The organism is Streptomyces sp. NPDC043812, from assembly GCF_056436245.1.
On sequence record NZ_JBWKCY010000004.1, the window covers coordinates 99,057 to 125,212 of the forward strand.

General features: G+C 70.0%; 17 protein-coding genes and 1 riboswitch. Of the genes, 13 read left to right on the forward strand and 4 right to left on the reverse strand.

Going from position 1 to position 26,156, the window contains the following annotated elements; all coding sequences use genetic code 11:
* Positions 1-74: 74 nt before the first annotated feature.
* Both AC067Z_RS07735 and AC067Z_RS07740 read right to left on the reverse strand, forming a co-directional pair.
* Positions 75-755 (reverse strand): DUF7342 family protein, encoded by a 681-nt coding sequence (locus AC067Z_RS07735; RefSeq protein ID WP_478788565.1) that lies wholly within the window; start codon positions 753-755, stop codon positions 75-77.
* Entirely contained in the window at positions 752-2,458 is a 1,707-nt protein-coding gene (locus AC067Z_RS07740) for a sensor histidine kinase (RefSeq protein WP_478788566.1), read from the reverse strand. The genes AC067Z_RS07735 and AC067Z_RS07740 overlap by 4 nt, the downstream gene beginning before the upstream one ends.
* Before the next feature lie 320 nt (positions 2,459-2,778).
* Between AC067Z_RS07740 and AC067Z_RS07745 the strand changes: the two genes are divergently transcribed.
* The 6 genes from AC067Z_RS07745 to AC067Z_RS07770 all read left to right on the forward strand — a co-directional run bounded on the left by AC067Z_RS07745 (position 2,779) and on the right by AC067Z_RS07770 (position 13,425).
* A complete protein-coding gene (locus AC067Z_RS07745; protein ID WP_478788567.1) occupies positions 2,779-7,068 on the forward strand; it encodes a discoidin domain-containing protein in 4,290 nt (1,429 codons plus the stop codon).
* Positions 7,069-7,148: 80 nt separating this feature from the next.
* Entirely contained in the window at positions 7,149-8,159 is a 1,011-nt protein-coding gene (locus AC067Z_RS07750) for a LacI family DNA-binding transcriptional regulator (RefSeq protein ID WP_478788568.1), read from the forward strand.
* 220 nt (positions 8,160-8,379) lie between these two features.
* A complete protein-coding gene (locus tag AC067Z_RS07755; RefSeq protein WP_478788569.1) occupies positions 8,380-9,792 on the forward strand; it encodes an ABC transporter substrate-binding protein in 1,413 nt (470 codons plus the stop codon).
* Positions 9,793-9,846: 54 nt separating this feature from the next.
* Entirely contained in the window at positions 9,847-10,809 is a 963-nt protein-coding gene (locus AC067Z_RS07760) for a carbohydrate ABC transporter permease (protein WP_478788570.1), read from the forward strand.
* A gap of 17 nt (positions 10,810-10,826) precedes the next feature.
* The gene (locus tag AC067Z_RS07765; RefSeq protein WP_478788571.1) at positions 10,827-11,702 is read left to right on the forward strand and encodes a carbohydrate ABC transporter permease; all 876 of its coding nucleotides are present in this window, start codon (positions 10,827-10,829) and stop codon (positions 11,700-11,702) included.
* Between the two features lie 118 nt (positions 11,703-11,820).
* Complete coding sequence (locus tag AC067Z_RS07770; RefSeq protein WP_478788572.1) at positions 11,821-13,425, forward strand: glycoside hydrolase family 13 protein; 1,605 nt, start codon at positions 11,821-11,823, stop codon at positions 13,423-13,425.
* A 35-nt stretch (positions 13,426-13,460) separates the two neighbouring features.
* On the opposite strand, the gene AC067Z_RS07775 is transcribed toward AC067Z_RS07770, so the two are convergent.
* Complete coding sequence (locus tag AC067Z_RS07775; RefSeq protein WP_478788573.1) at positions 13,461-14,690, reverse strand: citrate synthase; 1,230 nt, start codon at positions 14,688-14,690, stop codon at positions 13,461-13,463.
* An 88-nt stretch (positions 14,691-14,778) separates the two neighbouring features.
* Here AC067Z_RS07775 and AC067Z_RS07780 point away from each other — a divergent pair, with 88 nt between their 5' ends.
* From AC067Z_RS07780 to AC067Z_RS07795, 4 genes are read left to right on the forward strand one after another with little or no spacing between them, the layout of a single operon-like run.
* Positions 14,779-15,978 carry a citrate synthase/methylcitrate synthase gene (locus AC067Z_RS07780; protein ID WP_478788574.1) on the forward strand — a complete coding sequence of 400 codons (1,200 nt, stop codon included), beginning with the start codon at positions 14,779-14,781 and terminating at the stop codon, positions 15,976-15,978.
* An 18-nt stretch (positions 15,979-15,996) separates the two neighbouring features.
* On the forward strand, positions 15,997-17,070 hold the full coding sequence (locus tag AC067Z_RS07785; RefSeq protein ID WP_478788575.1) for a CobW family GTP-binding protein: 1,074 nt from the start codon (positions 15,997-15,999) through the stop codon (positions 17,068-17,070).
* Between the two features lie 45 nt (positions 17,071-17,115).
* The gene (locus AC067Z_RS07790) at positions 17,116-18,270 is read left to right on the forward strand and encodes a DUF1266 domain-containing protein (protein WP_478788576.1); all 1,155 of its coding nucleotides are present in this window, start codon (positions 17,116-17,118) and stop codon (positions 18,268-18,270) included.
* Positions 18,261-19,409: a DUF1266 domain-containing protein gene (locus AC067Z_RS07795; protein WP_478788577.1), complete on the forward strand. Its 1,149-nt coding sequence runs from the start codon at positions 18,261-18,263 to the stop codon at positions 19,407-19,409. Before AC067Z_RS07790 ends, AC067Z_RS07795 begins: the two co-directional genes overlap by 10 nt.
* A 59-nt stretch (positions 19,410-19,468) precedes the next feature.
* Here the strand turns inward: AC067Z_RS07795 and AC067Z_RS07800 are convergent, their stop codons facing one another.
* Entirely contained in the window at positions 19,469-21,919 is a 2,451-nt protein-coding gene (locus AC067Z_RS07800) for a DNA gyrase/topoisomerase IV subunit A (protein ID WP_478788578.1), read from the reverse strand.
* 182 nt (positions 21,920-22,101) lie between these two features.
* Between AC067Z_RS07800 and AC067Z_RS07805 the strand changes: the two genes are divergently transcribed.
* From AC067Z_RS07805 to AC067Z_RS07815, 3 genes are all read left to right on the forward strand, one after another.
* Positions 22,102-23,454, forward strand: coding sequence for a M16 family metallopeptidase (locus tag AC067Z_RS07805; protein WP_478788579.1), 1,353 nt, complete (start codon positions 22,102-22,104; stop codon positions 23,452-23,454).
* Positions 23,455-23,471: 17 nt separating this feature from the next.
* A complete protein-coding gene (locus AC067Z_RS07810) occupies positions 23,472-24,839 on the forward strand; it encodes a M16 family metallopeptidase (protein ID WP_478788818.1) in 1,368 nt (455 codons plus the stop codon).
* 231 nt (positions 24,840-25,070) lie between these two features.
* Positions 25,071-25,233, forward strand: a riboswitch (cyclic di-AMP (ydaO/yuaA leader).
* A gap of 13 nt (positions 25,234-25,246) precedes the next feature.
* On the forward strand, positions 25,247-26,029 hold the full coding sequence (locus AC067Z_RS07815) for a M23 family metallopeptidase (RefSeq protein ID WP_478788580.1): 783 nt from the start codon (positions 25,247-25,249) through the stop codon (positions 26,027-26,029).
* The last annotated feature ends 127 nt before the right edge of the window (positions 26,030-26,156 follow it).

Here is a 26,156-nt window from a genome sequence, read left to right on the forward strand (position 1 = left end):
ACCCGAAGGAAACGCCTCAGCGGCGCGGCGGAGTCGTCCGGTTTCCGTGGGCTGGGCTGTGCGGGTGTGGTGAGTCAGGCGCTTGTCGACCAGACGTAACGGTGTTCCGGGCGGCCCGTTTCGCCGTACCTGAGGGTCAGGCGCACTCTGTTCGCGCGTTCGAGCAGCTTCAGATAGCGCTGGGCCGTCTGGCGGCTCACTCCGGACCGCTCGGCGATCTCCTGGGCGGAGAGCGGGCCTTCGGCGGCCAGGAGGACCTGGCGTACCACTTCCGCCGTCGTGGGGGAGTGGCCCTTGGGGAGTTCCGGGGCGGCCGATCCGGCCGACAGAGCGCCGAAGATGCGGTCCACCTCGGCCTGTTCGGCCTCGCCGCCGCTTTCGAGGGTGCGTCGCAGTGTCGCGTACGCCTCCAGTTTGGCGCGCAGGCCGCCGAAGGTGAACGGCTTCACCAGGTACTGGAGGGCGCCGTGCCGCATGGCCGCCTGGACCGTGGCCACGTCGCGGGCCGCCGTGACCATGATGACGTCGGTCTGGTGGCCGAGCCGGCGCAGCTCACGGACGACGGAGAGGCCGTTCTGGTCCGGCAGATAGTGGTCGAGCAGGATCAGGTCCACAGGGGTGTCGCTGATCCGGGCAAGGGCTTCGGCGGCCGAGTGTGCGCGGGCCGCGACCCGGAAGCCGGGCACTTTGGCCACGTAAGCGGCGTTGATCTCCGCGACCCGGACGTCGTCGTCGACGACCAGTACGTCGATCATCGCGCCTCTCGCGTTTCTGCCGGGGCGTCCTTGGGCCGGGCGGTCGCCGGGAGAGCCGTCTCCGCCGGAGCTGCGAGCACCGTTTCGGTCGGATCCGCGAGCGCCTCGGGCAGTACCACGGTGAACTCGGCGCCCCCGGCCGCCGCCTTCCGGACCGCGGCGCTGCCGCCCTGCCGCTCGGCGAACCGGCGCACCAGCGGCAGCCCGAGGCCGCGCTTGCCGTGAGCGGGAAGCTCCTTCGTCGACCAGCCCTCGGTGAAGATCAGCTCCCGCTGCTCGGCGGGCACCCCGGGGCCGCTGTCCGCGATGCGCAGGACCACCGTGCGGCCGTCCGCGTGCAGTTCCACCTCGACGGTGGGGTCGGCCGAGCCTGCTGCCGCGTCCAGGGCGTTGTCCACGAGGTTGCCGACCACGCTCACCAGCCCGCGCGGATCCACGAGGCGGTCTGGCAGCAGCGTGCCGGGCGCGATGCGCAGGGACACCCCGCGCTCCGCGGCGACCGTCGCCTTGCCGACCAGCAGTGCGGCCAGCAGGGGATCGTGGATCTTCTCGGTGACCTGCTCCGCCGTGGCCCGGTGCACCCCGACGACTTCGGTGACGAACTCCACCGCCTCCTCGTGCATCTCCAGCTCCAGGAGCCCCAGCAGGGTGTGCATGCGGTTGGCGTGCTCGTGGTCCTGGGCGCGCAGGGCGTCGATCAGGCCGCGGGTCGAGTCCAGTTCCCGGCCCAACTGCTCCAGCTCCGTGCGGTCGCGCAGCGTGACGACGGCGCCACCGTCGTCCGTCGGCATCCGGTTCGCGATCAGTACGCGGCTGCCCCGCACGGCCAGCAGGTCGTCACCGCTGACGCGGCCCGCCAGTACTTCCGTGGTGCGGCCCTGGCCCAGCACGTCCTCCAGGGCCCGCCCTGTGACGGCGGGGGAGACGCCGAGCAGGCGCTGGGCCTCGTCGTTGAGCAGCCGGATCCGGCCGGAGCTGTCGAGGGCCACGACGCCCTCGCGGATGCCGTGCAGCATCGCCTCCCGTTCGGCGAGCAGTGCGGAGATGTCCGAGAAGGCCAGGTCATGGGTCTGGCGCTGGAGCCTGCGGGAGATCAGATAGGCGGCCAGGGCACCGACTGCCAGTGCGCCGCCCGCGTAGGCCAGCAGTCCGGGGATCGCCGCCAGCAGACGGGCGCGGACGCTGTCGTACTCGATGCCGACCGACACGGCGCCGACGATCCGGCCGTCGTCGTCGCGCAACGGCACCTTGCCGCGAGCGGACCTGCCCAGGGTGCCGCTGTCGATCTCCATCACGTCCTGTCCGGCGAGCGCCTCGCTGGGGTCGGTGGAGACGACGTTCCCGATCTCCTCGGGCGACGTGTGGGACCAGCGCACTCCGTCGCGGTCCATGACGACGATGTACTCGGCGCCGGTGGCCGTCCGGATGCGTTCCGCCTCGGTCTGCACCGGACCGTCGGCCTCCGGAGGTGATCCGGCGACCTCCTCGGCGAGCTCGGGGGAGGCAGTGGTCTGTGCGATGGCGAGTGCGCGGCGCATCGCCTGGTCGTCGAGCTGGGCGCTGAGAGGGGCGAGGAACAGGCCGGTGGCCAGCGCGGTGACACCTGTGGCGATGGCCAGCTGCATGAGCAGGACCTGGGAGAAGACCCGCTGCGGCCAGCCGAACCGGCGTCGCCGGGCGGGGGCGGTCGGTACGGGACTCATGCCTACGAACGGTAAAGGGCGACGCCGCCTTTCCGAAATTTCCCCCTTCACGCAAGCCGCTTGCGGGAATTGCGGCCCACTTTCGTTCTCGTGAAAGCGCGCAGAAAACGCGCTGGTGCGAGCCGACAGCCGCCTTCGTGCGAGCCACACGCGACGCCCGGGTGAATGCCGGGGTCGTAGACGACTCGGCATTCTTCTGCAACTCTCTCACAACAAAACGCAAAAGATGTAGTACGCCAGTGCACAAACGCAGGTTCACCCACACCGACAGAGCCGCGCCCTCGTTGCCGACAGGGCACGGGGCCGAAGATCGGGGACAGATGAAACCGCAACACTGGAGATGGCGGGCCCTCGCCGCCGTGATCACGACCACTCTTGTGATGATCGGAGGGCTGATACCGACCGCCTCGGCGTCCGGCGGTCCCGACCTCGCCGCGGGCCGGCCCGTGGCGGCGAGCAGCTCCCACAGTGAGTACGCAGCCGACAACATCGCCGACGGCAACCAGAACTCCTACTGGCAGAGTGCCGGGAGCAGTCTTCCCCAGTGGGTCCGGACCGACCTCGGTGCGGACGCCAGGATCGACGAGGTCGTCCTGAAGCTCCCGGCCGGCTGGGAGAGCCGCAGCCAGACCCTCTCCGTCCAGGGCAGCGCCGACGGCACCAGCTTCAGCACCCTGAGGACATCGGCTGCCTACACCTTCAGTCCCGGGTCGGCCAACACCGTCACCGTCTCCTTCCCGGCGACCCGGACACGGTTCGTACGCGTCGAGATCACCGCCAACACAGGTTGGCAGGCGGCGCAGCTGTCCGAGCTTCAGGTGCACGCGGCCGGCGAGTCCTCCGTCAACCTCGCGAGCGGACGCACGCTGACAGCCAGCAGCCACACCGAGGTGTACGCGGCGGCCAACGCCAGCGACGGGAACAGGGCCAGCTACTGGGAAAGCCGCAACAACGACCTCCCGCAGTGGATCCGCGCCGACCTGGGATCGTCCGTACGCGTCGACCGCGTCGTGCTGCGGCTGCCCGACGGCTGGGGCGCCCGCTCCCAGACCCTGAAGATCCAGGGCAGCGCGAACGGCTCGGACTTCACCGACCTGACCGCCGCACAGGCGTATCGGTTCGACGCGGTCGGCGGGCAGTCGGCGACGATCACCTTCGACGCGACGACCACCCGTTACGTGCGCGTCCTGGTGACCGCCAACAGCGGACAGCCCGCCGCCCAGCTCTCCGAACTGGAGATCTACGGCCCGGGGACCGGCGACACCCAGGCGCCCACCGCACCCACCGAACTCGCCTTCACCGAGCCCGACACCGGCCGGATCGTGCTGACCTGGAAGGCGGCCACCGACAACACCGCGGTCACCGGCTACGACATCTACGCCGACAACACCCTGCTCACGAGTGTCGCGGGCGACGTGACGACCTTCACCGACACCCGGCCCGCCGACGTCACCGTCTCGTACTACGTGCGCGCGAAGGATGCCGCCGGCAACCAGTCCGCGAACAGCAACACCGTGACCCGCAGGGCCGGCACCGGCGACACCCAGGCGCCCACCGCGCCCGCAGCCCTCGCCTTCACCGAGCCCGCAGCGGGCCGGATCAGGCTGACCTGGGGCGCGTCCGTCGACAACACCGGTGTGACGGCCTACGACATCTACGCCAACAACACGCTGCGCAAGACCGTGGCTGGCGACGCGACCACGTACACCGACACACAGCCCGCCGGGGCAACCGTCACCTACGTCGTCCGCGCCAGGGACGCGGCAGGGAACGAATCCGGCGACAGCAACTCCGTCACGCGCAACGGCTCGGCCGGTTCCGCCTCCAATCTCGCCGTGGGCAAGCCGATCAGCGCCTCGTCAGTGATCCACACCTTCCTTGCGGAGAACGCCAACGACAACAGCCTCACCACCTACTGGGAGGGCGGGGCGGGCAGCTACCCCAACACCCTCACCGTCAAGCTCGGCGCCAACGCCGATGTCACCGCTGTCGTCCTCAAGCTGAACCCTGACAGCAGCTGGGACAGCCGCACTCAGAACATCCAGGTGCTCGGGCGCGAACAGAACGCGTCGTCCTTCACCGGCCTGGTGCCGGCGAAGGACTACACCTTCCAGCCGTCGAGCGGCAACACCGTCACCGTGCCCGTCGATGCGCGCGTCGCCGACGTACGGCTCACCTTCACGTCCAACACCGGGGCGACGGCCGGGCAGATCGCGGAGTTCCAGGTCATGGGTACGCCCGCGCCCAATCCGGACCTGGCGATCACGAACCTGACCTTCTCGCCCGCATCGCCCGTCGAATCGGACGAGATCACCGTGTCGGCCACCGTGCACAACAGCGGACCGGCGGCGTCCGCCGCAAGCGCCGTGGCGCTGCGGCTCGGTGGTACCAAGGTCGCCACCGCCCAGGCCGGCACGCTCGCTGCCGGTGCACGGACGACGGTCAGTGCTTCCATCGGGGCGCGGGACGCCGGTACGTACCAGCTGAGTGCGGTCGCCGACGAGGCGAACGCGGTCATCGAGCAGAACGAGACCAACAACACCTACACCAGCCCGACATCGCTCGTGGTGAAACCGGTCGCAAGTTCCGACCTCGTCACCACCGCGGTGAACACTTCTCCGTCCGGTCCTGCCGCCGGTGACACCGTCACCTTCTCGGTCGCCGTGCGGAACCAGGGCACCCAGCCGTCCGCGGGCGGGAGCCACGATCTGACCCTCGCCCTGGTCGACTCCAAGGGCGCGACGGTCAAGACGCTGACGGGCGCCCACAGCGGCACCATCGCCGCCGGCGCGACGACCGCACCGGTCGGCCTCGGGACGTGGACGGCCGTCAACGGCTCGTACACGGTCAGGGTCACCGTGGCGGACGACGCCAACGAGCTGCCGGTCAAACGGGAGAACAACACCAGCACGCAGTCGTTGTTCGTCGGCCGCGGCGCGGACATGCCGTTCGACATGTACGAAGCGGAGGACGCCACGACCGGTGGTGGCGCGCAGGTGGTCGGCCCCAACCGGACCGTGGGCGACATCGCGGGCGAGGCGTCCGGCCGCAAGGCCGTCACGCTCAACGACACCGGGAACCATGTCGAATTCACGACCAGGGCGAGAACCAACACCCTCGTGACCCGGTTCTCGATCCCGGACGCGGCGGGCGGCGGCGGAATCAACGCCTCCCTGAACGTCTACGTCAACGGCACCTTCCGCAAGGCGATCGATCTGACCTCCAAGTACGCCTGGCTGTACGGCGCCGAGGCGTCGCCGGGCAACTCGCCCGGGGCCGGTGCCCCGCGCCACATCTACGACGAGGCGCACATCATGCTGGGCGAGAGCGTGCCCGAGGGCAGCAGAATCAGGCTGCAGAAGGACACGGCCAACACCTCCCGGTACGCGATCGACTTCATCAGCCTGGAGCAGGTCGCGCCGTTCGCGAACCCGGACCCGGCGTCGTACACCGTGCCTGCCGGATTCACCCACCAGGACGTCCAGAACGCGCTGGACAAGGTGCGCATGGACACCACGGGCACGCTGGTCGGGGTCTACCTGCCGCCCGGCGACTACCGGACGGGCAGCAAGTTCCAGGTGTACGGCAAGGCCGTGAAGGTGGTAGGCGCCGGACCCTGGAACACGAAGTTCCACGCGCCCTCGACGCAGGACAACACCGATGTCGGCTTCCGCGCCGAGGCGTCCGCGAAGGGTTCGTCGTTCGCGAACTTCGCCTACTTCGGCAACTACACCTCGCGCATCGACGGCCCGGGCAAGGTGTTCGACTTCTCCAACGTCTCGGACATCGTGATCGAGAACATCTGGAACGAACACATGGTGTGCCTCTACTGGGGAGCGAACACCGACCGGACCACGATCAAGAACTCCCGCATCCGCAACATGTTCGCCGACGGCATCAACATGACCAACGGGTCGACGGACAACCTGGTGTCCAACAACGAGGCCAGGGCCACGGGAGACGACAGCTTCGCACTCTTCTCGGCGATCGACGCCGGAGGAGCGGACATGAAGAACAACGTCTACGAGAACCTGACCACGATCCTCACCTGGCGTGCGGCGGGCATCGCCGTCTACGGCGGCTACAACAACACCTTCCGCAACATCCATATCGCGGACACGCTCGTCTACTCCGGAATCACCATCAGCTCGCTGGACTTCGGGTACCCGATGAACGGCTTCGGGACCGATCCCACGAGGGTCGAGAACGTGTCGGTCGTCCGGGCAGGCGGACACTTCTGGGGCGCTCAGACGTTCCCCGGGATCTGGTTGTTCTCGGCGTCCAAGGTGTTCCAGGGGATCAGGGTCGACAACGTCGACATCGTCGACCCGACGTACAGCGGCATCATGTTCCAGACGAACTACGTGGGAGGGCAGCCACAGTTCCCGATCAAGGACACCGTCCTCACGGACATCTCGATCTCGGGTGCACGCAAGAGCGGTGACGCCTTCGACCACAAGTCGGGCTTCGGCCTCTGGGCGAACGAGATGCCGGAGGCGGGGCAGGGGCCGGCCGTCGGTGAGGTCACGTTCAACGGACTGCGGTTCGACAACAACGTGCAGGACGTGAAGAACACGACGTCGACCTTCAGGATCACCATCAATCCGTAGCGGGGAAGAGCCCCCGCTCCCGCTCGCGAGCCACAGGATTGGCGCAAGCCGCTTGCGCGGCTTGCGCTAGTCTTGCGCTCATGACGCGACGACTTGCTCAGGTGGCGAAGAAGGTTGGAGTCAGCGAGGCCACGGTCAGCCGGGTGCTCAACGGCAAGCCGGGGGTCTCCGAGGCCACCCGGCAGTCCGTGCTGACTGCCCTGGACGTGCTCGGGTACGAGCGTCCCACCCAGCTGCGCGGTGAGCGCGCGCGTCTCGTCGGGCTCGTCCTGCCCGAGCTGCAGAACCCGATCTTTCCCGCATTCGCCGAGGTGATCGGCGGTGCGCTGGCCCAGCAGGGCCTGACGCCTGTGCTGTGCACCCAGACCAAGGGCGGGGTCTCGGAGGCCGATTACGTGGAGCTGCTGCTCCAGCAGCAGGTCTCCGGCGTCGTCTTCGCGGGCGGCCTCTTCGCGCAGGCCGACGCTCCGCACGACCACTACCGGCTGCTGGCGGAGCGCAGGATCCCGGTCGTGCTCATCAACGCTTCCATCGAGAACCTCGACTTCCCGTGCATCGCCTGCGACGACGCCGTCGCCGTCGAGCAGGCGTGGCGGCACCTGGCCTCGCTCGGCCACGAGCGCATCGGCGTGGTGCTGGGCCCGGCGGACCACGTGCCGTCGCGGCGCAAACTGGCGGCGGCCCGGGCGGCCGCGGCGGCGGCCGGGGCCGAGCTGACCGACGACCGCGTCGAGCGCTCGATGTTCTCCCTGGAGGGCGGCCAGGCGGCGGCGGCGCGGCTGCTGGACCGCGGGATCACCGGCATCATCTGCGCGAGCGACCCGCTGGCGCTGGGGGCCGTACGTGCCGCGAGGCGGCGCGGGTTGGGGGTGCCGTCGCAGGTGTCCGTGGTGGGCTTCGACGACTCGGCGTTCATGAACTGCACGGAGCCGCCGCTGACGACCGTGCGCCAGCCCATCGAGGCGATGGGGCGGGCCGCGGTGGAGCTGCTGTGCGCGCAGATCCAGGGCGGTGAAGTGCCGCCCGGCGAGCTGCTGTTCGAGCCGGAGCTGGTGGTGCGGGGGTCGACGGGGCAGGCGCCGCGGGGATAGGCGGCGGGGCTCTTTTCTGGATGGCGCCGGTGCGGAACCGGCGCTTCCGCTGTTTTTGGGCGCAAGTAACCCGCGCCGCGTTGAGCGACAGATGGCTGCCAAGCTTTTGCGGAGTGTGCGCGACATCTTGCGGGGTTCTGTTCGTGGTGGTTGAGTGTGCCGCGCCCCCGCTGCGTGTCAGCCGCGGGTCTTCCACGCTCATGCCCGAAGGGGACCGTCGATGAGAAGTGCCTGGCTCCGCCGCAGCCGTCGTACAGCAGCGACCGCCCTCGTTTCCGTACTCGCCCTGACCGCCCTCGCCGCCTGCGGCACGAGCAGCAGCAGCGACAACGAGGACAATTCCGGAGGCAGTTCGTCCGATCCGTCAGCCCCGTTGGACCCGAAGACGAAGCTGACGCTCACGATCGACTGCATGCCGCCGGCGGCCAAGGCCGCCGAGCTCAAGGAGTGGAACGAGGACGTCGCCGCGTTCAACAAGACGTACCCGAGCATCACGATCGACGGCCGTTCCACACCCGGCCAGTGTCTGGAACCCCCGCGCTTCACCGCCATGCTGAAGGCCAAGTCCCAACCCGACGTGTTCTACACCTACTTCACGGACCTTCAGCAGGTGCTCGACAACGACGGCGCCGCGGACATCACCGCGTACGTCAACGACAGGACCGTCCCCGCCCTCGCCGACATCGATCCCGGCGTGCTGAACTCCCTCAAGCAGGACGGCAAGCTCTACGGTCTGCCGACCAGCAACTACACGATGGGCCTGCTGATCAACCGCAAGCTCTTCACCGACGCCGGGCTCGACCCGAACTCCCCGCCCACGACGTGGCAGGAGGTCCGCGCCGCGGCGAAGAAGATCGCGGCTCTGGGTGACGGCACGTCCGGCTTCGGCGAGTACAGCGCCGCCAACACCGGCGGCTGGCACTTCACCGCCCAGATGTACAGCCTCGGCGGCGACATCGTCGACGCGGACGGCAGGAAGGCCGCGTTCAACAACGACCTCGGCAAGCAGATCGCCGAGAACCTCCATGCCATGCGCTGGGAGGACAACAGCATGGGCCGGACCCAGCTCCTCAAGTGGGGCGACCTGCAGAAGCAGATCGCCTCCGACAAGCTGGGCATGTTCCTCGCCGCGCCCGATGACATCGCGTACATGGTCCAGCAACTGGGCGCCGACTACGAGAACTTCGGCCTCGGGCCGATCCCCGGCGGGCAGTCCACCCTCTTCGGCGGCAACAACTACATGATCAAGAAGGGGATCTCCGCCGACAAGATCAAGGCCGCCGTCGCCTGGCTCAACTTCAAGAACCTCACCGTCGGCAAGGGGCAGTTCGACTGGGCCCGCACCAAGGCCGACAAGCTGCCCGTCGGCCTTCCGCAGCCCAACTTCTGGCTGAACGAGAGCAAGGCGAAGGACGACGCGGCCCGCGCCACCCACGCCACCATGCCGGTCGAGAACTTCAAGACCTTCATGGACAACCCCGTCAAGGGCAAGGCCGAGCCGCTCAAGGCACAGGAGATCTACAAGGTGCTGGACAACGTGATGTCCGGACTCCTCACCAACAAGGAAGCGGACGTGGCGAAGCTCCTCTCCACCGCCGAGCAGCAGGTCAACCAGATCCTCGCCCACCAGTAGCCGGCAGGGGGCCGGGCCCGGCCGGCCCGGCCCCACCCGCACCGAGGAGCAACGATGTCGGCCCCCACCCTGCCCACCAGCGAGAAGGCAAAGCCCCGTCCGGACCGGCCCGGCGGCAGCACGCCGCGGCCGTCCGGCACCGCGTTCACCAGGACGCTGCGCCGCAACCTCACGGCACACGGCTTCCTGATCGGTGCCGTGCTCTGCTTCTCGTTCTTCTCCTGGTATCCGATGGTCAGGGAGTTCCTGCTGGCCTTCCAGGAGACGGAGGGCGGGCGGACCACATGGGCCGGCTGGTCCAACCTCACGACCGTCGTCAACGATCCGGCGTTCTGGCAGGCGTGGCGCAACACGCTGCTGTTCACGGTCCTCGCACTGCTCCTCGGCTTCGCCGTGCCGTTCGTCGTGGCCCTCGTCCTCAACGAGATCCGGCACGCCCAGGGGTATCTGCGACTGCTCGTCTATCTGCCGGTGATGCTGCCGCCGGTGGCGTCGGTTCTGCTCTTCAAGTACCTGTACGACCCGGGGTACGGCCTCTTCAACGAGATCCTCGCTCTCCTGCGTCTGCCGGAGCAGCAGTGGCTGCAGGACCCCGACACCTCCATGCTCTCCGTCGTCATCGCCGCGACCTGGATGAACATGGGTGGTGCCACCCTGATCTATCTCGCCGCGCTGCAGGGGATTCCGGGGGAGCTGTACGAGGCGGCCGAGCTCGACGGCGCCGGACTGCTCCGCAAGATCTGGCACGTCACGGTCCCGCAGACCCGGCTGATCCTCTCGCTGATGCTGCTGATGCAGATCATCGCGACGATGCAGGTCTTCACCGAACCCTTCCTGCTCACCAACGGCGCCGGCCCCGAGGGCTCCACGACCACCGTCGTCTACCTGATCTACCAGTACGCCTTCAACTTCAACAACTACGGCAGCGCCGCCGCGCTCGGCCTGGTCCTGCTCGTACTGCTCGCGGGCTTCTCCGCGGCGTACGTGCGACTGAGCCGGGGCAGCGACGACGAGTAGGCACGGGGAGACGACAGATGTCCACACGCACACTCATCTCACCCGCACAGCTCGCCAGGCCCCGCGGCAAGGTCCTGTACTGGGTCACCTTCGTCCTCGTCGTCGCCCTGTTCACCCTGGTCTTCCTCGGGCCGCTCTACTGGATGGTGTCCGGCGGGCTCAAGACCACGCAGGAGGCCGTGCAGTCACCGCCCACGTTCGTCCCCGAGACGCTGCACCCCGAGAACTACTCCCGGGCCTGGGACGTCATGGACCTGTCCCGGCTGCTGTTCAACACGCTCTACTACGCCTTCGGCGCGCTTGCCTTCCAGCTGATCTTCGACGTGGCCGCGGCCTACTCGCTCTCCAAGCTCCGGCCCGTCCTGGGCAGGGCGATCCTCGCCATGATGCTCGCCACGCTGATGATCCCCGCGACCGTGCTGGTGGTACCGCAGTACCTGACGGTGCTCGACGTCCCGATCGTGGAGCGCAACCTGCTCAACTCGCCGTGGGTGATCTGGCTTCCCTCGGTCACCAACGCCTTCAACATCTTCCTGCTCAAGCGATTCTTCGACTCGATACCGCGTGAACTCCTCGACGCCGCGTCCATCGACGGGGCCTCGCCCATGCGCACCCTGTGGTCCGTCGTGCTTCCGATCTCACGGCCGATCCTGGGCGTCGTGTCCATCTTCGCGGTCGTCGGGGTCTGGAAGGACTTCCTCTGGCCGATGCTCACACTGCCCGACCCGACCCGGCAGACCCTCAACGTCGGCATCTACTCGCTCGCCAACGGTGTGCCCGAGAACGTCCTCATCGCAGCGCTCACCATCGCCTCCGTGCCGACGCTCCTCATCTTCCTGATCTTCCAGCGCAACATCATGAGCGGTCTCACCGCGGGCGGCCTGAAGGGCTGAGCTCCCGCGGCCGGCCCGCCGTACCGCTCGTCCACCATGCCTCCGCCGCCGGCTCGACCCGAGGCGCCCCGCTGTCCGGGCCGGTGGCGGAGTCCCACCTGCCCGAAAGGACCGTCACGTGGCAGCCCTTCATCCGGATCACACCGACGACTGGTGGCGCAGCGCCGCCATCTATCAGGTGTACCCACGCAGCTTCGCCGACGGGGACGGTGATGGCACCGGGGACCTCGCGGGCGTACGGGCCAGGCTGCCGTACCTCGCCGAACTGGGCATCGACGCGATCTGGTTCACCCCCTGGTATCTCTCGCCCCTGGCCGACGGCGGCTACGACGTCGCCGACTACCGCACCATCGATCCCGCCTTCGGCACACTCGGCGAGGCGGAGAAACTGATCGCCGAAGCACGGGAGCTGGGCATCCGCACCATCGTCGACATCGTGCCCAACCACGTCTCCGACCAGCACGCCTGGTTCAGAGCGGCCCTCGCCGCAGGGCCCGGCAGTCCCGAGCGGGAACTGTTCCACTTCCGCCCGGGACGCGGCGCGAACGGTGAACTGCCGCCGAACGACTGGCCGTCGCAGTTCTCCGGTCGCACCTGGACGCAGGTGGAGGACGGCGAGTGGTACCTCCATCTGTTCACCCCCGAACAGCCGGACCTCAACTGGGCACACCCCGCGGTCCGCCGGGAGCACGAGGACGTGCTGCGCTTCTGGTTCGCGCGGGGGGTCGCCGGTGTGCGGATCGACTCGGCGGCGCTGCCGGCCAAGGACCCGGCCCTCCCCGACTTCGTGGAGGGCCGCGACCCCCACCCGTACATCGACCGCGACGAACTCCACGACATCTACCGCTCCTGGCGGGCGATCGCCGACGAGTACCGAGGGATCTTCGTGGGGGAGGTGTGGCTGCCGGACGCCGAGCGTTTCGCCCGCTATCTGCGCCCCGACGAGCTGCACACCGCCTTCAACTTCATCTTCCTGGCCTGCCCCTGGGAGCCGGCGCGACTGCGGTCCGCCGTCGACGCCACGCTGGCCGAGCACGCCCCGGTCTCCGCGCCCGCCACCTGGGTGCTGTGCAACCACGACGTGACCCGCACCGTCACCCGATACGGGCGCGAGGACACCGGCTTCGACTTCGCCACGAAGACCTTCGGCACCCCCACCGACCTGGTGCTCGGCACCCGCAGGGCCCGCGCGGCGGCGCTGCTCACGCTCGCGCTGCCCGGCTCCGTCTACCTCTACCAGGGCGAGGAACTGGGCCTGCCCGAGGCCGAGATCCCGCTCGCGCGCATCCAGGACCCGATGCACCACCGCTCCGGCGGCACGGACCCGGGGCGGGACGGCTGCCGTGTACCCCTGCCGTGGATCGCGGACGCACCGCACTGCGGGTTCGGTTCGCGGACCGAGCCGTGGCTGCCGCAGCCCGACGGCTGGTCCGCCTACGCCGCCGACCGGCAGGGCGACGACCCGGAATCGATGCTGCGTCTCTACAGCGCCGCGCTGCGAATGCGCCGCAACGAGCCCGGGTTCGGGGACGGGCCGCTCACCTGGCTGCCCGGCGGGCCCGGGGTGCTCAGCTTCTCGCGCACCGAGGGGCTGGTCTGCATGGTCAACTTCGCGGCCGAGCCCGCCGAACTGCCCGCCCACGCAAGCGTTCTGCTCAGCAGCGGCCCTCTGCGCGCCGACGGGCGGCTGCCGCAGGACACGGCGGTGTGGCTGCGCATCTGACCCGTTGGACGCGTGCCGCGTCCGCCGACGGCCGGTCAGGGCAGCGGCTGCGGCGGGCGCGGGCCGTTGTAGTGGCCGCTCGGGCGCATGCGCAGCGGGCGCTCCTCGTACTCCTCCAGCGCGTGGGCGATCCAGCCCGCAGTGCGTGCCACGGCGAACACCGTCTCGCCCGCCTCCGCGGGCATCCCGGAGGACACCGACAGCACGGCGAGTGCCAGGTCGACGTTGGCGTGCAGCGCGGTGTGGCGGGCGGCCGTCGCCGTCACGTCCCGTGCCGCGGCTAGAGCGGGCGCTGCCGACGGCACCTCGTCGAGCAGCGTGAACAGGGCTCGCGCGCGCGGGTCCTCACCCCTGTAGAGGCGATGCCCCAGTCCCGGGACCCGGCGGCCGCCGCGCAGATGGTCCGCCACGACCGGGGCCGCGCCGCCGCGTTGCAGCACTTCGGTGAGCAGCCGGTGGGCGAGGCCGCTTGCCGCGCCGTGCAACGGGCCTTCCAGTGCCCCGAGGCCCGCCGACACCACGGCGTACGGGTGGGCACGCGCCGACGCGGCCACCCGGGCGGCCAGGGTGGATGCGGCGAGGTCGTGGTCGACCAGGAGCGCGAGGGCCATGTCCAGTACGCGCAGGGACGGCTCGTCCGGGGGCTGCGCGGTCAGCTTCCCCCACAGCCGTCCGGCCAGCGGGCCGTCCCCTGCGCGCTGCCGACCCGGCTCGGGCAGCGCGTCGACCACGGTGGGGATCAGTGCGCGTGCGCTGCCGAGTACGGCGTCGTGCTCCAGGTCGAACCGCAGCGGGTCGGCGACGGCAGCGGCGATGGCTGCCACGCGCAGCCGGTCCATCTGCCCGCTGTGGGCGGGCAGTGAGTCGACGGCGCGGCGGGCCGCGGCCAGGGGTTCGTCAGGCGCGGTGAAACGGATGCCACGCTTCAGCTCGCCGGTCCACAGCCACTCGGCGACCTCCTCGAAGCCGTACCGGGATGCCAGCTCGACGGCGTCGACACCGCGGAAGTAGTAGCGGTCCTGCTCGATGAGGGTGAGTTGGGTACGGAAGACCAGGTCACCGGTGCCCGGGGCGTCCCGTCTGTTGCGCCGGGCGAGCGCGTCGACCTCCGCGGCCTCGAACGTGCTGCCGCGCCCCCGCGCGTCCCGGCTGCTGGTCAGCAGCCCGCGGCTCACATAGGCGTACACCGTCTCGGGTTTCACGCCGAGCCGCTCCGCCGCCTCGCGGGTGGTCAGCCGCCGCCCGCCGGGCTCCTGCTGTGTCATGACTGAACCCTATCCATATTGATTCAATCAATATTGACACTGATCGGTTCAACCATGGATGGTCAAGTCAAGGAAAGGGAGAAACGCCATGTCGAACCCCGGAACACCCCAGGCCCCCGGCGCACCGCGCGGACTCGCCGGCGTCGTCGTCACCGACACCGCGCTCGGCGACGTCCGGGGGCGCGAGGGCTTCTACCACTACCGCCAGTACTCGGCCGTCGAACTGGCCGAGCGCGCCGGCTTCGAGGACGTATGGCACCTGATGTTCCACGGCCGGCTGCCCGACGACGACGGCGAGGGCGCCGCCTTCCTCGCCCGCACCGCGCCCCTGCGGAGGCTGCCCGAGGACGTGCGTGCCGCGCTGCCCGCCCTCGCCCGTGCGGCGGCGACCTCCGGCCCGCTCGCCGGGCTGCGGACCGCTCTGTCGCTTCTCGGCGCCTCGGCCGGAATGCTGCCGGTGTACGACCTCGACGCCGACCGCCGCCGCGCCGACGCGCTCGTGGCCTGCGCCGCGGTTCCGACACTGCTCACCGCCCTGTACCGGCTCGGGCGTGGCATGGAGCCCGTCGAGCCGCGCGAGGACCTGCCGTACGCAGCCAACTACCTCTACATGCTCACCGGTTCGGAGCCCGACCCCACCCGCGCCCGGGCCGTCGAGCAGTACCTCATCTCGACGGTGGACCACGGATTCAACGCCTCCACCTTCACCGGCCGGGTGATTGCCTCCACCGGAGCCGACGTCGCCGCCTGCCTCGTCGGCGCGATCGGCGCCCTGTCCGGACCGCTGCACGGCGGCGCCCCGAGCCGGGCCCTCGACACGCTCGACGCCATCGGCACCCCCGACCGCATCGACGCGTGGATCAGGTCACGCGTCCTCGCCGGCGACCGGATCATGGGCTTCGGACACCCCGTCTACCGCACGGAGGACCCCCGCTCCCGCATGCTCCGCGGGATCGCGGAGAACTTCGGCGGACCGCTCGTGGACTTCGCCGTCCAGGTGGAGGCACAGGTCGAGGCGATCCTCGCCGAACTGAAGCCGGGCCGGGAGCTGCACACGAACGTCGAGTTCTACGCGGGAGTCGTCATGGAGCTGTGCGGTCTGCCGCGGGAGATGTTCACCCCGACCTTCTGCGCGGCGCGGGTGGTGGGCTGGAGCGCCAACATCCTGGAACAGGCCGAGGACTCCAAGATCATCCGGCCTGCGGCCCGCTACGTGGGCCCGCCCCCGCCGCAGCCCCTCCCGCCGGCCTTCGCGCCCGCACCTATCCTGGGGGCTTCCGCCGTGTGAGACCCAGGAGGTGCCGTCGTGAGCACGCCGCAGATCCCCGTCATCGTCCTCGCGGGCTTTCTGGGATCCGGCAAGACGACCCTGCTCAACCATCTGCTGCGGGCCGGCCGCGGGACCAGGATCGGCGCGATCGTCAATGATTTCGGGGCGATCGAGATCGACGCCATGACGGTGGCGGGCCAGCTGGGCGACTCCACCGTGTCCCTCGGCAACGGCTGCCTGTGCTGCGCCGTCGACGCCAGCGAGCTCGACGTCTTCCTCGACAGGCTCACCCGGCCGGCCGCCGGTCTCGATGTGATCGTCATCGAGGCCAGCGGACTGGCGGAACCGCAGGAGCTCGTGCGGATGCTGCTCGCCAGCGAGAACGAACGGATCGTGTACGGCGGCCTCGTCGAGGTCGTCGACGCCGTGGAGTTCACCCGTACTCGCGAGCAGCATCCCGAGATCGACCGGCACCTGGCCATCGCCGACCTCGTCGTGCTGAACAAGGCGGACCTGATCGCGGACGCGGAGCGTACAGCGCTGCGCGAGCAGATCGCCGGGATCGCCGACGGACCGGCGGTGATCACCGCTGCGTACGGGCGCGTCGATCCGGAGGTCTTCTTCGAGCCCCGCCCGCGGACCGAGCGGGTGGGACAGCTCTCCTTCGAGGACCTCGCCGACGACGGCCACGACGTCGACGGCCGCCACGATCACGACGGCCATCTGCACACCGCTTACGAGACCGTGTCCTTCACCGCCGCCCTGCCCCTGCATCCGCGTCGGCTGCTCGACTTCCTCGACGCCCGGCCGGAGGGGCTCTACCGCATCAAGGGGTTCGTCGACTTCGGTGCGGCCGACGCCCGCAACCGCTATGTCCTGCACTCCGTCGGCCGGTTCCTCCGCTTCTACCCCGAGCCCTGGCCGGCCGGCGAGGCCGCGCGGCGGACACAGCTCGTACTGATCGGAGCAGGCATCGACACCGGCGCCCTGCTGGGCGGACTCGAGGCCGCCCGTGTCGCCGGAGCGCACGAGGTTCCCGAGGACCACACGATGTGGGGGATCCTGCGGCACGTTCCCGGCCGTGAGGAGTGGGACGACGACGTGGAGTGACCACCCATGTCCCGGCGGCAGCACGGCACTTCATAAAATCGGTCCGTGACAACAGGGACCACGGGGTGGGCACCGCCGACCGAGACCGAACAGCAGCTGTACGAGGCCCGGGCGGGGGGCCACCGGGACGCGGAGATCGCCGTGCTCTCCCGCGCTGCGCTCTACCTCCCGGTCCCGCGGCTCCAGGCCGACACCCCCGGTGTCACCGCTTGGCCCAAGCCGGTCAAGGATCCACTGAACGGCAAGTGGAGCATCCCGGCCTACACCGGCGGCATGCTCGCCCCCTGGCACCCGGAGTGGGTGCACCGCTCCACCACACTCGCGGAACTGGCGCAGGAGTGGCCCCACGACCGCTGGCCGCTCGCCGTCAACCCGGGCACGCCGTGCGCCGTCAGCCTTGCGACCAAGTGGGCCGGCCGCCGCACATGGCAGACCGTCACGGCCGAGACCGGCGGGCCGCAGCGCGGACGGCTGGTCACCCACGCGGGCGCCCCTCTCCAGGGAGCGGTGGCCCACGGTCTGGCCTGCGGTGCGCACCTCTCGGTGCACAACAGCGTCCCCTGGAACGAACTCGGCACCACGTACTTCGACTACTTCAGAGACACCGGGACCCTGCGCGGCACCTGGAAGGTGAGCAACCGCGCGGAGTTCCGCAGGTCGCTGGACGCGCTGTTCGGCGCGAAGCTGTGCGGCTGCGAAGAGGCCGTCGTCCTGCGCATCCGTGCGCAACTGGCCGATCGCCGGGGCACGCGGCTCCCGACCGACGAATGGGTGGAGGCCGTCGTCCGGCACCCCGCCGTGCGCGGAGCCGACGACGAGACCATCGCCCTCCACCGTGACACCGCCCGGCGGATCGCCCGCTACGAGGACCGGTTCCGCGGCGACGGGATGCTCGGTCCCGACGAACGTATCGACTCGCTCAGCGCCTTCGACTACGGACGGGTCGTCATCTTCGTCCGCATGGGGCTCGGGGCGCGGCTGATCGATCCGCAGGAGGCGGAACAGGCGGTGCTCACTGCCGGCAGGCTGAGCCGGGAGGCGTACGGCTCGTGGGAGGCGTTCTCGGCGGCGTACGCGATGGCCCGCGTCCTCGCCTTCGACGACGAGGAGTTCGGTGAGACCTATCAGGAGTCGCTGATCCAGCACCGGATCCTCACCCTCGACCCCAACAGCCCCTACCGGAGGCTGCCATGGGCGTGAACTGGACACCGCCGACCGAGGTCGAGCGACTGCTGTACGAGGCGGGCGGGCGCGGCGACGTCGACGCGCAGCTGAAGGTGCTCGCCGCCGAAGGCCTCTACATCGGGCAGAACCGCTACGAGGTCGACGCCGCTCCGGACACCGTCCGCTGGCCCTCGATCACGGACCCGGTGACCGGCAAGCCGTGCAAGCCCCTGGTCACCCGCGGGATGCTGCCGCCCTGGCACCCGGACTGGGTGTTCCACGAGGTGACACTCGACTGGGTGGCGCAGGCGAACTGGCCCGATCCGGCCGCCTGGCTCGTCGTCAACGGCGGCACCCCGGCGGCCGCGCAACTGCCGGCGTCGCCGCAGCACCGGGCGGTCTGGCGCCGCTATGCCGCGCAGAACGAGCAGCGGACGGACGACCGGCTGACCGCCCTGCACACAGGTCCCCTGTTCGGCCCGCTCGCCTTCGGCCTCGCCTGCGGAGCCCATCTCGCGGTGGGCAACGGTGTGCCGTGGAACGAGGTCGGAACGGTCTACGTGGACTACACCGCGCAGCAGAAGATGCTCCGCTCCAGCTGGGCCGTCTCCGACAACGGCAGCTGGCAGAAGCAGATCGCCGCCCTCCTGGACTACTCCAACAGCCCGCCCCAGCCGGAGTTCGCGCTCCGGGTCCGCGAGCAGCTGCGCAGGGGCCTGGGCGAGATGCCGCCCCCCGACCTGTGGCGCGAGACCGCGGCCGGCTCACTGCACGACCGGGGCGCGCCGCCCTCCCTCGTCGAGGAGATGGACGGGCTGGTCCGCCGCATCGTCCGGTACGAGGCACGGTTCCGCGCCGACGGACTGCTGCCGGAGGACGGCCGGGTCGCCACGGTGGCCGCGTACGACTACGGGCGGGCACCGAACCTCGCCCGCTGGGGACTTGCCGCCCGCTACTGCACCCCGCACGAGGCCGAGCAGGCGATCGTGCACGCCGGGGCACTCGGCAAGTCCGCCTACACGTCGTGGGAGGACTTCTCGGCGGGCTACCTGCTGGGCAGGGTGCTGCGCTTCGACAACGAGGAGTACGGCGACTTCTACGACGGCGCGCTGACCGCACACCGCATCCTCGTCGAGAACGAGGGCAGCCCCTGGCGGAACATCCCCTGGCACTGAACGCCCCCGGACGACCGCCCTGTGCCCGCCGCAACCGGCGGGCACAGGGGGCGGGGAGCTTACGAGGCCGCGCCGGCCAGCACCTCCACCGCCGACGTCAGCGGTGTGCCCGAACCGTCACGGCGCGGGTCGAGCTCGGGGAGCTCGGCCGGGGAGCCGTTCTTCTGCGCCGCCCGTGCCGGGGCCGCGCCGGCCCAGGCCAGGACCAGCAGGTCCTCGCCCTTGAGGAACCGCTGGCAGCGCACACCGCCCGTGGCGCGCCCCTTGCGGGGGTACTGGTCGAACGGGGTGAGCTTCGCCGACGTCGGTGCGTCGTCGAGCGTGCCCTGCGAGCCCGCGACCGTGAACACCACAGCGTCCGCAGCCGGGTCGACCGCCGTGAAGGAGATCACCTCGGCGCCCTCCGTGAGCTTGATGCCGGCCATGCCGCCGGCGGCCCGGCCCTGCGGCCGCACCTGAGAGGCCTGGTACCGCAGGAGCTGCGCGTCGGAGGTGATGAAGACCAGGTCCTCCTCGCCGGTGCGCAGCTCGGAGCCGCCCACGATCCGGTCCCCGTCCCTGAGCGAGATGACCTCCAACTCGTCCTTGTTCGACGGGTAGTCGGGGACCACCCGCTTCACGACACCCTGCAGGGTGCCGAGCGCGAGACCGGGGGAGGACTCGTCGAGGGTCGTGAGGCACACGATCGCCTCGTCCTCCTCCAGCGACAGGAACTCGGTGACCGGCGCGCCCCCCGACAGATTGGGGTCCGACGCCGTGTCCGGCAGCTGCGGCAGATCGATCACCGACACGCGCAGCAGCCGCCCCGCCGACGTCACCGCGCCCACCTCGCCGCGCTGCGTGGCCAGCACCGCCGAGACGATCACGTCGTGCTTGGTGCGCCCGGAGCCGTGGTCCACCAGGGGCTCGCCGGTCGCCGTGCGTGCCAGCAGTCCGGTGGAGGACAGCAGCACTCGGCACGGGTCGTCCGCGACCTGCAGCGATGCGGTCGGTGCGGGTGCGCCCGCGGATTCCAGCAGCACCGTGCGGCGCGGGGTGCCGAACTTCTTGGCCACCGCGGCCAGTTCGGAGGAGACCAGCTTGCGCAGCTCGGCGTCCGACTCCAGGATCCCCGTCAGCTCGTCGATCTCGCCGTTGAGCCGGTCGCGCTCGCTCTCCAGCTCGATCCGGTCGAACTTGGTCAGCCGGCGCAGCGGCGTGTCGAGGATGTACTGGGTCTGGATCTCGCTCAGCGAGAAGCGCTCGATCAGCCGCTCCTTGGCCTGGGCCGAATTCTCGCTGGAGCGGATCAGACGGATGACCTCGTCGATGTCGAGAAGGGCTACCAGCAGGCCCTCGACCAGGTGGAGCCGGTTGCGGCGCTTGGTGCGGCGGAACTCGCTGCGCCGGCGCACCACCTCGAACCGGTGGTCCAGATAGACCTCCAGCAGCTCCTTCAGACCGAGCGTGAGCGGCTGCCCGTCCACCAGGGCGACGTTGTTGATACCGAAGGACTCCTCCATCGGCGTCAGCTTGTAGAGCTGCTCCAGGACCGCTTCGGGGATGAATCCGTTCTTGATCTCGATGACCAGCCGCAGGCCGTGCTGGCGGTCGGTGAGGTCCTTGACGTCGGCGATGCCCTGCAGCTTCTTCGCCGAGACCAGGTCCTTGATCTTCGCGATGACCTTCTCCGGGCCGACCGTGAAGGGCAGTTCCGTCACGACCAGGCCCTTGCGGCGGGCCGTGACCGTCTCGACGGACACCGTGGCGCGGATCTTGAACGTGCCACGGCCGGACTCGTACGCGTCCTTGATCCCGGCAAGGCCGACGATGCGGCCGCCCGTCGGCAGATCGGGGCCGGGCACATGCCGCATCAGCGTCTCGAGGTCCGCGGCCGGGTGCCTGATCAGGTGGCGGGCGGCGGCGATGACCTCGCCCAGGTTGTGCGGGGGCATGTTCGTCGCCATACCGACGGCGATGCCCGACGCGCCGTTCACCAGCAGGTTGGGGTAGGCCGCGGGGAGCGCGACCGGCTCCTTCTCCTGACCGTCGTAGTTCGACTGGAAGTCGACCGTGTCCTCGTCGATCGACTCCGTCATCAGACTGGTCGCGTCGGCCATCCGGCACTCGGTGTACCGCATGGCCGCGGGCGGGTCGTCATTGCCCAGCGAGCCGAAGTTCCCGTGGCCGTCGACAAGGGGGAGACGCATCGAGAACGGCTGCGCCATGCGCACCAGCGCGTCGTAGATCGACGCGTCTCCGTGCGGGTGCAGCTTTCCCATGACCTCACCCACGACACGCGCGCACTTCACATAGCCGCGGTCGGGGCGCAGGCCCATCTCGTTCATCTGGTAGACGATGCGGCGGTGCACCGGTTTCATGCCGTCGCGGGCGTCGGGCAGGGCGCGGGAGTAGATCACCGAGTACGCGTACTCGAGGAAGGAGCCCTGCATTTCGTCCACGACGTCGATGTCGAGGATCTTCTCCTCGAACTCCTCCGGCGGTGGGGTCTTCGTGCTGCGGCGGGCCATCGCGGCTGCTGCTCCTTCACGTACCAGTCTGGATCTGACGCGGACCATTGTGGACTGTCCCACTGACAACACCGACCGCGACCCGGAAGAGGGACGTGGTGGGCGGTCGGGAACTTCGCCAGGTGCCAGTGCGCTTGCATAGGGTGGCAGGACCTTTTCACATCGCGATCGAAGGGACGTACATGCCCATGGGTCACACGGCCACAAGCCAGGCCGGCTCCGGCGGCCTGACAGCGACCGAGCACCGTCTGGCCAACGGCCTGCGCGTGGTGCTCTCCGAGGACCACCTGACCCCGGTCGCCGCGGTGTGCCTCTGGTACGACGTCGGCTCCCGCCACGAGGTCAAGGGGCGTACGGGACTTGCCCACCTCTTCGAGCACCTGATGTTCCAGGGCTCCGGCCAGGTGAAGGGGAACGGCCACTTCGAGCTCGTCCAGGGCGCCGGCGGCTCCCTGAACGGCACCACCAGCTTCGAGCGGACGAACTACTTCGAGACCATGCCGACCCACCAGCTGGAGCTGGCGCTCTGGCTCGAGGCCGACCGCATGGGTTCGCTGCTCGCCGCGCTCGACGACGAGTCGATGGAGAACCAGCGCGACGTCGTCAAGAACGAGCGCCGCCAGCGCTACGACAACGTCCCGTACGGCACCGCGTTCGAGAAGCTGACCGCCCTCGCCTATCCCGAGGGCCACCCGTACCACCACACGCCGATCGGCTCGATGGCCGACCTGGACGCCGCGACCCTCGAGGACGCCCGCGCCTTCTTCCGCACCTACTACGCGCCGAACAACGCGGTGCTCTCGGTCGTCGGCGACATCGACCCGGAGCAGACGCTCGCCTGGATCGAGAAGTACTTCGGGTCCATCCCCTCGCACGACGGAAAGCAGCCTCCGCGCGACGGCTCCCTGCCGGAGAACATCGGCGAGCAGCTGCGCGAGGAGATCGTCGAGGAGGTACCGGCCCGCGCCCTGATGGCCGCCTACCGCCTCCCGCACGACGGCACACGCGAGTGCGACGCCGCCGACCTGGCGCTCACCGTCCTCGGCGGCGGCGAGTCCTCCCGGCTGCACAACCGCCTCGTCCGCCGCGACCAGACGGCCGTCGCCGCCGGGTTCGGCCTCCTGCGGCTGGCCGGCGCGCCTTCGCTCGGCTGGCTGGACGTCAAGACCTCCGGCGGGGTCGAGGTTCCGCAGATCGAGGCCGCGGTCGACGAGGAGCTCGCGCGGTTCGCCGCCGAGGGCCCGACGCCCGGGGAGATGGAGCGCGCACAGGCCCAGTTGGAGCGCGAGTGGCTCGACCGGCTCGGCACCGTGGCCGGCCGGGCCGACGAACTGTGCCGCTTCGCGGTCCTGTTCGGCGACCCGCAGCTGGCGCTGACCGCCGTGCAGCGGGTCCTGGACGTCACCGCCGACGAGGTGCAGGCGGTCGCCAAGGCCAGGCTGCACCCGCAGAACCGGGCCGTGCTGGTCTACGAGCCCGTCTCCGCCGACGACGAGACCGCAGAGAACGACGAGCACGAGGGGGCGGACCAGTGAGCGACGCTGCCGTGACCATGGACTTCCACCCGCAGCCCACCGCCGGCACCGCCCGGCCCTGGGCCTTCCCCGCCCCCGAGCGCGGCACGCTGGACAACGGCCTGACGGTCCTGCGCTGCGACCGCCCCGGTCAGCAGGTCGTGGCCGTGGAGATCATCCTCGGCGCGCCGCTGGACGCCGAGCCCGAGGGGCTCGACGGCGTCGCCACGATCATGGCGCGTGCCCTGTCGGAGGGCACCGACAAGCACAGCGCTGAGGAGTTCGCCGCCGAGCTCGAGCGCTGCGGAGCCACTCTCGACGCCATGGCCGACCACCCCGGCGTCCGGGTGTCCCTGGAGGTCCCGGCCTCCCGGCTGACCAAGGCGCTCGGGCTGCTCGCCGAGGCCCTGGTCGCCCCGGCGTTCGCGGACAACGAGGTCGACCGGCTGGTCCGCAACCGCCTCGACGAGATCCCGCACGAGATGGCCAACCCCGCCCGCAGGGCGGCCAAGCAGCTCTCCCAGGAGCTCTTCCCGTCCTCCCTGCGGGTCTCGCGACCGCGGCAGGGCACCGAGGAGACCGTCGCCCGGATCGACTCCGCTGCCGTGCGTGCCTTCTACGAGACGCATGTCCGCCCCGCCACGTCGACCGCCGTGATCGTCGGCGACCTGACCGGCATCGACGTCGACGACGTTCTCGCCGGCACCCTGGGCGCCTGGACGGGTGACAAGGCCGCGCCCCGCCCGGTGCCGCCGGTCACCGCCGACGACACCGGCCGTGTGGTCATCGTCGACCGGCCCGGTGCCGTGCAGACGCAGCTGCTCCTCGGCCGTATCGGCGGCGACCGCCACGACAGCGTCTGGCCGGCTCAGGTTCTCGGTACGTACTGCCTCGGCGGCACGCTGACCTCCCGGCTGGACCGCGTCCTGCGGGAGGAGAAGGGCTACACCTACGGTGTGCGCGCCTTCGGTCAGGTGCTGCTCTCGGCCCCGGACGGTTCGGGCGCCGCGATGCTCGCCATCAGCGGCTCCGTGGACACGCCGAACACCGGTCCGGCGCTCGACGACCTGTGGAAGGTGCTGCGCACCCTGGCGGCGGAGGGCCTCACCGACGCCGAGCGCGATGTGGCCGTCCAGAATCTGGTGGGCGTGGCGCCGCTGAAGTACGAGACGGCGGCCTCCGTAGCCGCGACGCTGGCCGACCAGGTGGAGCAGTCCCTCCCGGACGACTACCAGGCCCACCTCTACGCCCGCCTGGCGCAGACCGGCACGGTGGAGGCGACCGCCGCGGCCGTGAACGCGTTCCCGGTGGACCGGCTGGTCACGGTGCTGGTCGGTGACGCCTCGCAGATCGAGGAGCCGATCAAGGCGCTCGGCATCGGTGAAGTGACCGTCGTCACCGGCTGATTGAAAGCACCCTTCTTCGGCAAACAGCACAAAACGGATGTTGTGCAAGCAAGCGGAACCCTGGCTTCGAGGTATTTGCCGGGGTTCCGCTGTTTGTCCGTTTCCTTGCGGAAGCGACGTGTACGCCCTGTGGCATGCGCTACAAAAGGGGCTGTCCGTTTGGTGATTGACGGATGAGCTGCCTAGCGTCGGTGCGGCTGTCCGCCAAGATCCCGCCGCGCCCGCGGCATCGGACAGCCATCGCCGAGTCCCCGTCAGGCGCGAGCCTGGGGAGCCGGGGACCCACGCAGTCCCTGGGGTGAATCGGACGCCTTCGCCGTGTGCGGAGGAGTCCGTAGGAGACCTTCCTGCTCCGAACCCGTCAGCTAACCCGGTAGGCGAGAAGGAAGGAAAGGACCAGCCACTTCATGGCGTTCACCCGTGCCACCGGGAAGCATCGTGCCCCGAGCCGCCTGACGCGCAGGAGCGCGAAGATCGCGGGCGTCGCGGCCCTTGCCACCACCGGCGTCATCGGAACCCTCGCCTCCCCGGCGCTCGCCGCCGAAGCCGAAGCCCCGTCCGTCGAGGACACCGGGCTGACGCAGATCGTCTCCATGGGATCCATCGCCGACGAGATCGCCGACCAGGCCGCCGCCCAGAAGCAGGAGGCCGCCGAGGCCGCCGCCAAGGCGAAGGCGAAGGCGAAGGCCGAGGCCGAGGCGAAGCGCAAGGCCGAAGCGCGCGCCAAGGAGATTCGCGAGGCCAAGGCGCGCGCCGCCCGTGAGGCCGAGCGCAAGCGCCTGAACTCCTTCCGGCTCCCGATCGCCGGCTCCTTCGTGACCACCGGCTACCAGACCGGCGGCGCCCTGTGGTCCTCCGGCAGCCACTCGGGCGTCGACTTCCGCGCCGCGTCCGGCAGTTCGGTCGTCGCCGTCGGCTCCGGCACCGTGGTCGAGGCCGGCTGGGGCGGCGCGTACGGCAACAACATCGTCATCCGGATGAACGACGGTACCTACACGCAGTACGGCCACCTGTCGTCCATCGGCGTCTCGGTCGGCCAGCAGGTCACCCCCGGCCAGCAGATCGGCCTGTCCGGCTCGACCGGCAACTCGACCGGACCTCACCTGCACTTCGAGGCCCGCACCACCGCGGAGTACGGCTCCGACATCAACCCGGTCGCCTACCTCCGCGCCCGCGGCGTCAGCGTCTGACCCGAGCATCTCCCCGAGGGCCCCCGGCACGAGCCGGGGGCCCTCGGCGTTTGTGTCGCGCCCTGCCATTTCCGGCCAAAGGATATGCATGGATTCCGGTCGGCCATCGGAAAATCCAGCGGACTGG

Excerpts from the sequence above, each read along its gene's own strand:
- AC067Z_RS07815 (WP_478788580.1), top strand. The coding sequence starts at position 25,247 with ATGGCGTTCACCCGTGCCACCGGGAAGCATCGTGCCCCGAGCCGCCTG.
- AC067Z_RS07755 (WP_478788569.1), top strand. The coding sequence starts at position 8,380 with ATGAGAAGTGCCTGGCTCCGCCGCAGCCGTCGTACAGCAGCGACCGCC.
- AC067Z_RS07745 (WP_478788567.1), top strand. The coding sequence starts at position 2,779 with ATGAAACCGCAACACTGGAGATGGCGGGCCCTCGCCGCCGTGATCACG.
- AC067Z_RS07735 (WP_478788565.1), bottom strand. The coding sequence starts at position 755 with ATGATCGACGTACTGGTCGTCGACGACGACGTCCGGGTCGCGGAGATC.
- AC067Z_RS07760 (WP_478788570.1), top strand. The coding sequence starts at position 9,847 with ATGTCGGCCCCCACCCTGCCCACCAGCGAGAAGGCAAAGCCCCGTCCG.
- AC067Z_RS07765 (WP_478788571.1), top strand. The coding sequence starts at position 10,827 with ATGTCCACACGCACACTCATCTCACCCGCACAGCTCGCCAGGCCCCGC.
- AC067Z_RS07800 (WP_478788578.1), bottom strand. The coding sequence starts at position 21,919 with ATGGCCCGCCGCAGCACGAAGACCCCACCGCCGGAGGAGTTCGAGGAG.
- AC067Z_RS07780 (WP_478788574.1), top strand. The coding sequence starts at position 14,779 with ATGTCGAACCCCGGAACACCCCAGGCCCCCGGCGCACCGCGCGGACTC.
- AC067Z_RS07750 (WP_478788568.1), top strand. The coding sequence starts at position 7,149 with ATGACGCGACGACTTGCTCAGGTGGCGAAGAAGGTTGGAGTCAGCGAG.
- AC067Z_RS07810 (WP_478788818.1), top strand. The coding sequence starts at position 23,472 with ATGGACTTCCACCCGCAGCCCACCGCCGGCACCGCCCGGCCCTGGGCC.
- AC067Z_RS07775 (WP_478788573.1), bottom strand. The coding sequence starts at position 14,690 with ATGACACAGCAGGAGCCCGGCGGGCGGCGGCTGACCACCCGCGAGGCG.
- AC067Z_RS07795 (WP_478788577.1), top strand. The coding sequence starts at position 18,261 with ATGGGCGTGAACTGGACACCGCCGACCGAGGTCGAGCGACTGCTGTAC.
- AC067Z_RS07740 (WP_478788566.1), bottom strand. The coding sequence starts at position 2,458 with ATGAGTCCCGTACCGACCGCCCCCGCCCGGCGACGCCGGTTCGGCTGG.
- AC067Z_RS07805 (WP_478788579.1), top strand. The coding sequence starts at position 22,102 with ATGCCCATGGGTCACACGGCCACAAGCCAGGCCGGCTCCGGCGGCCTG.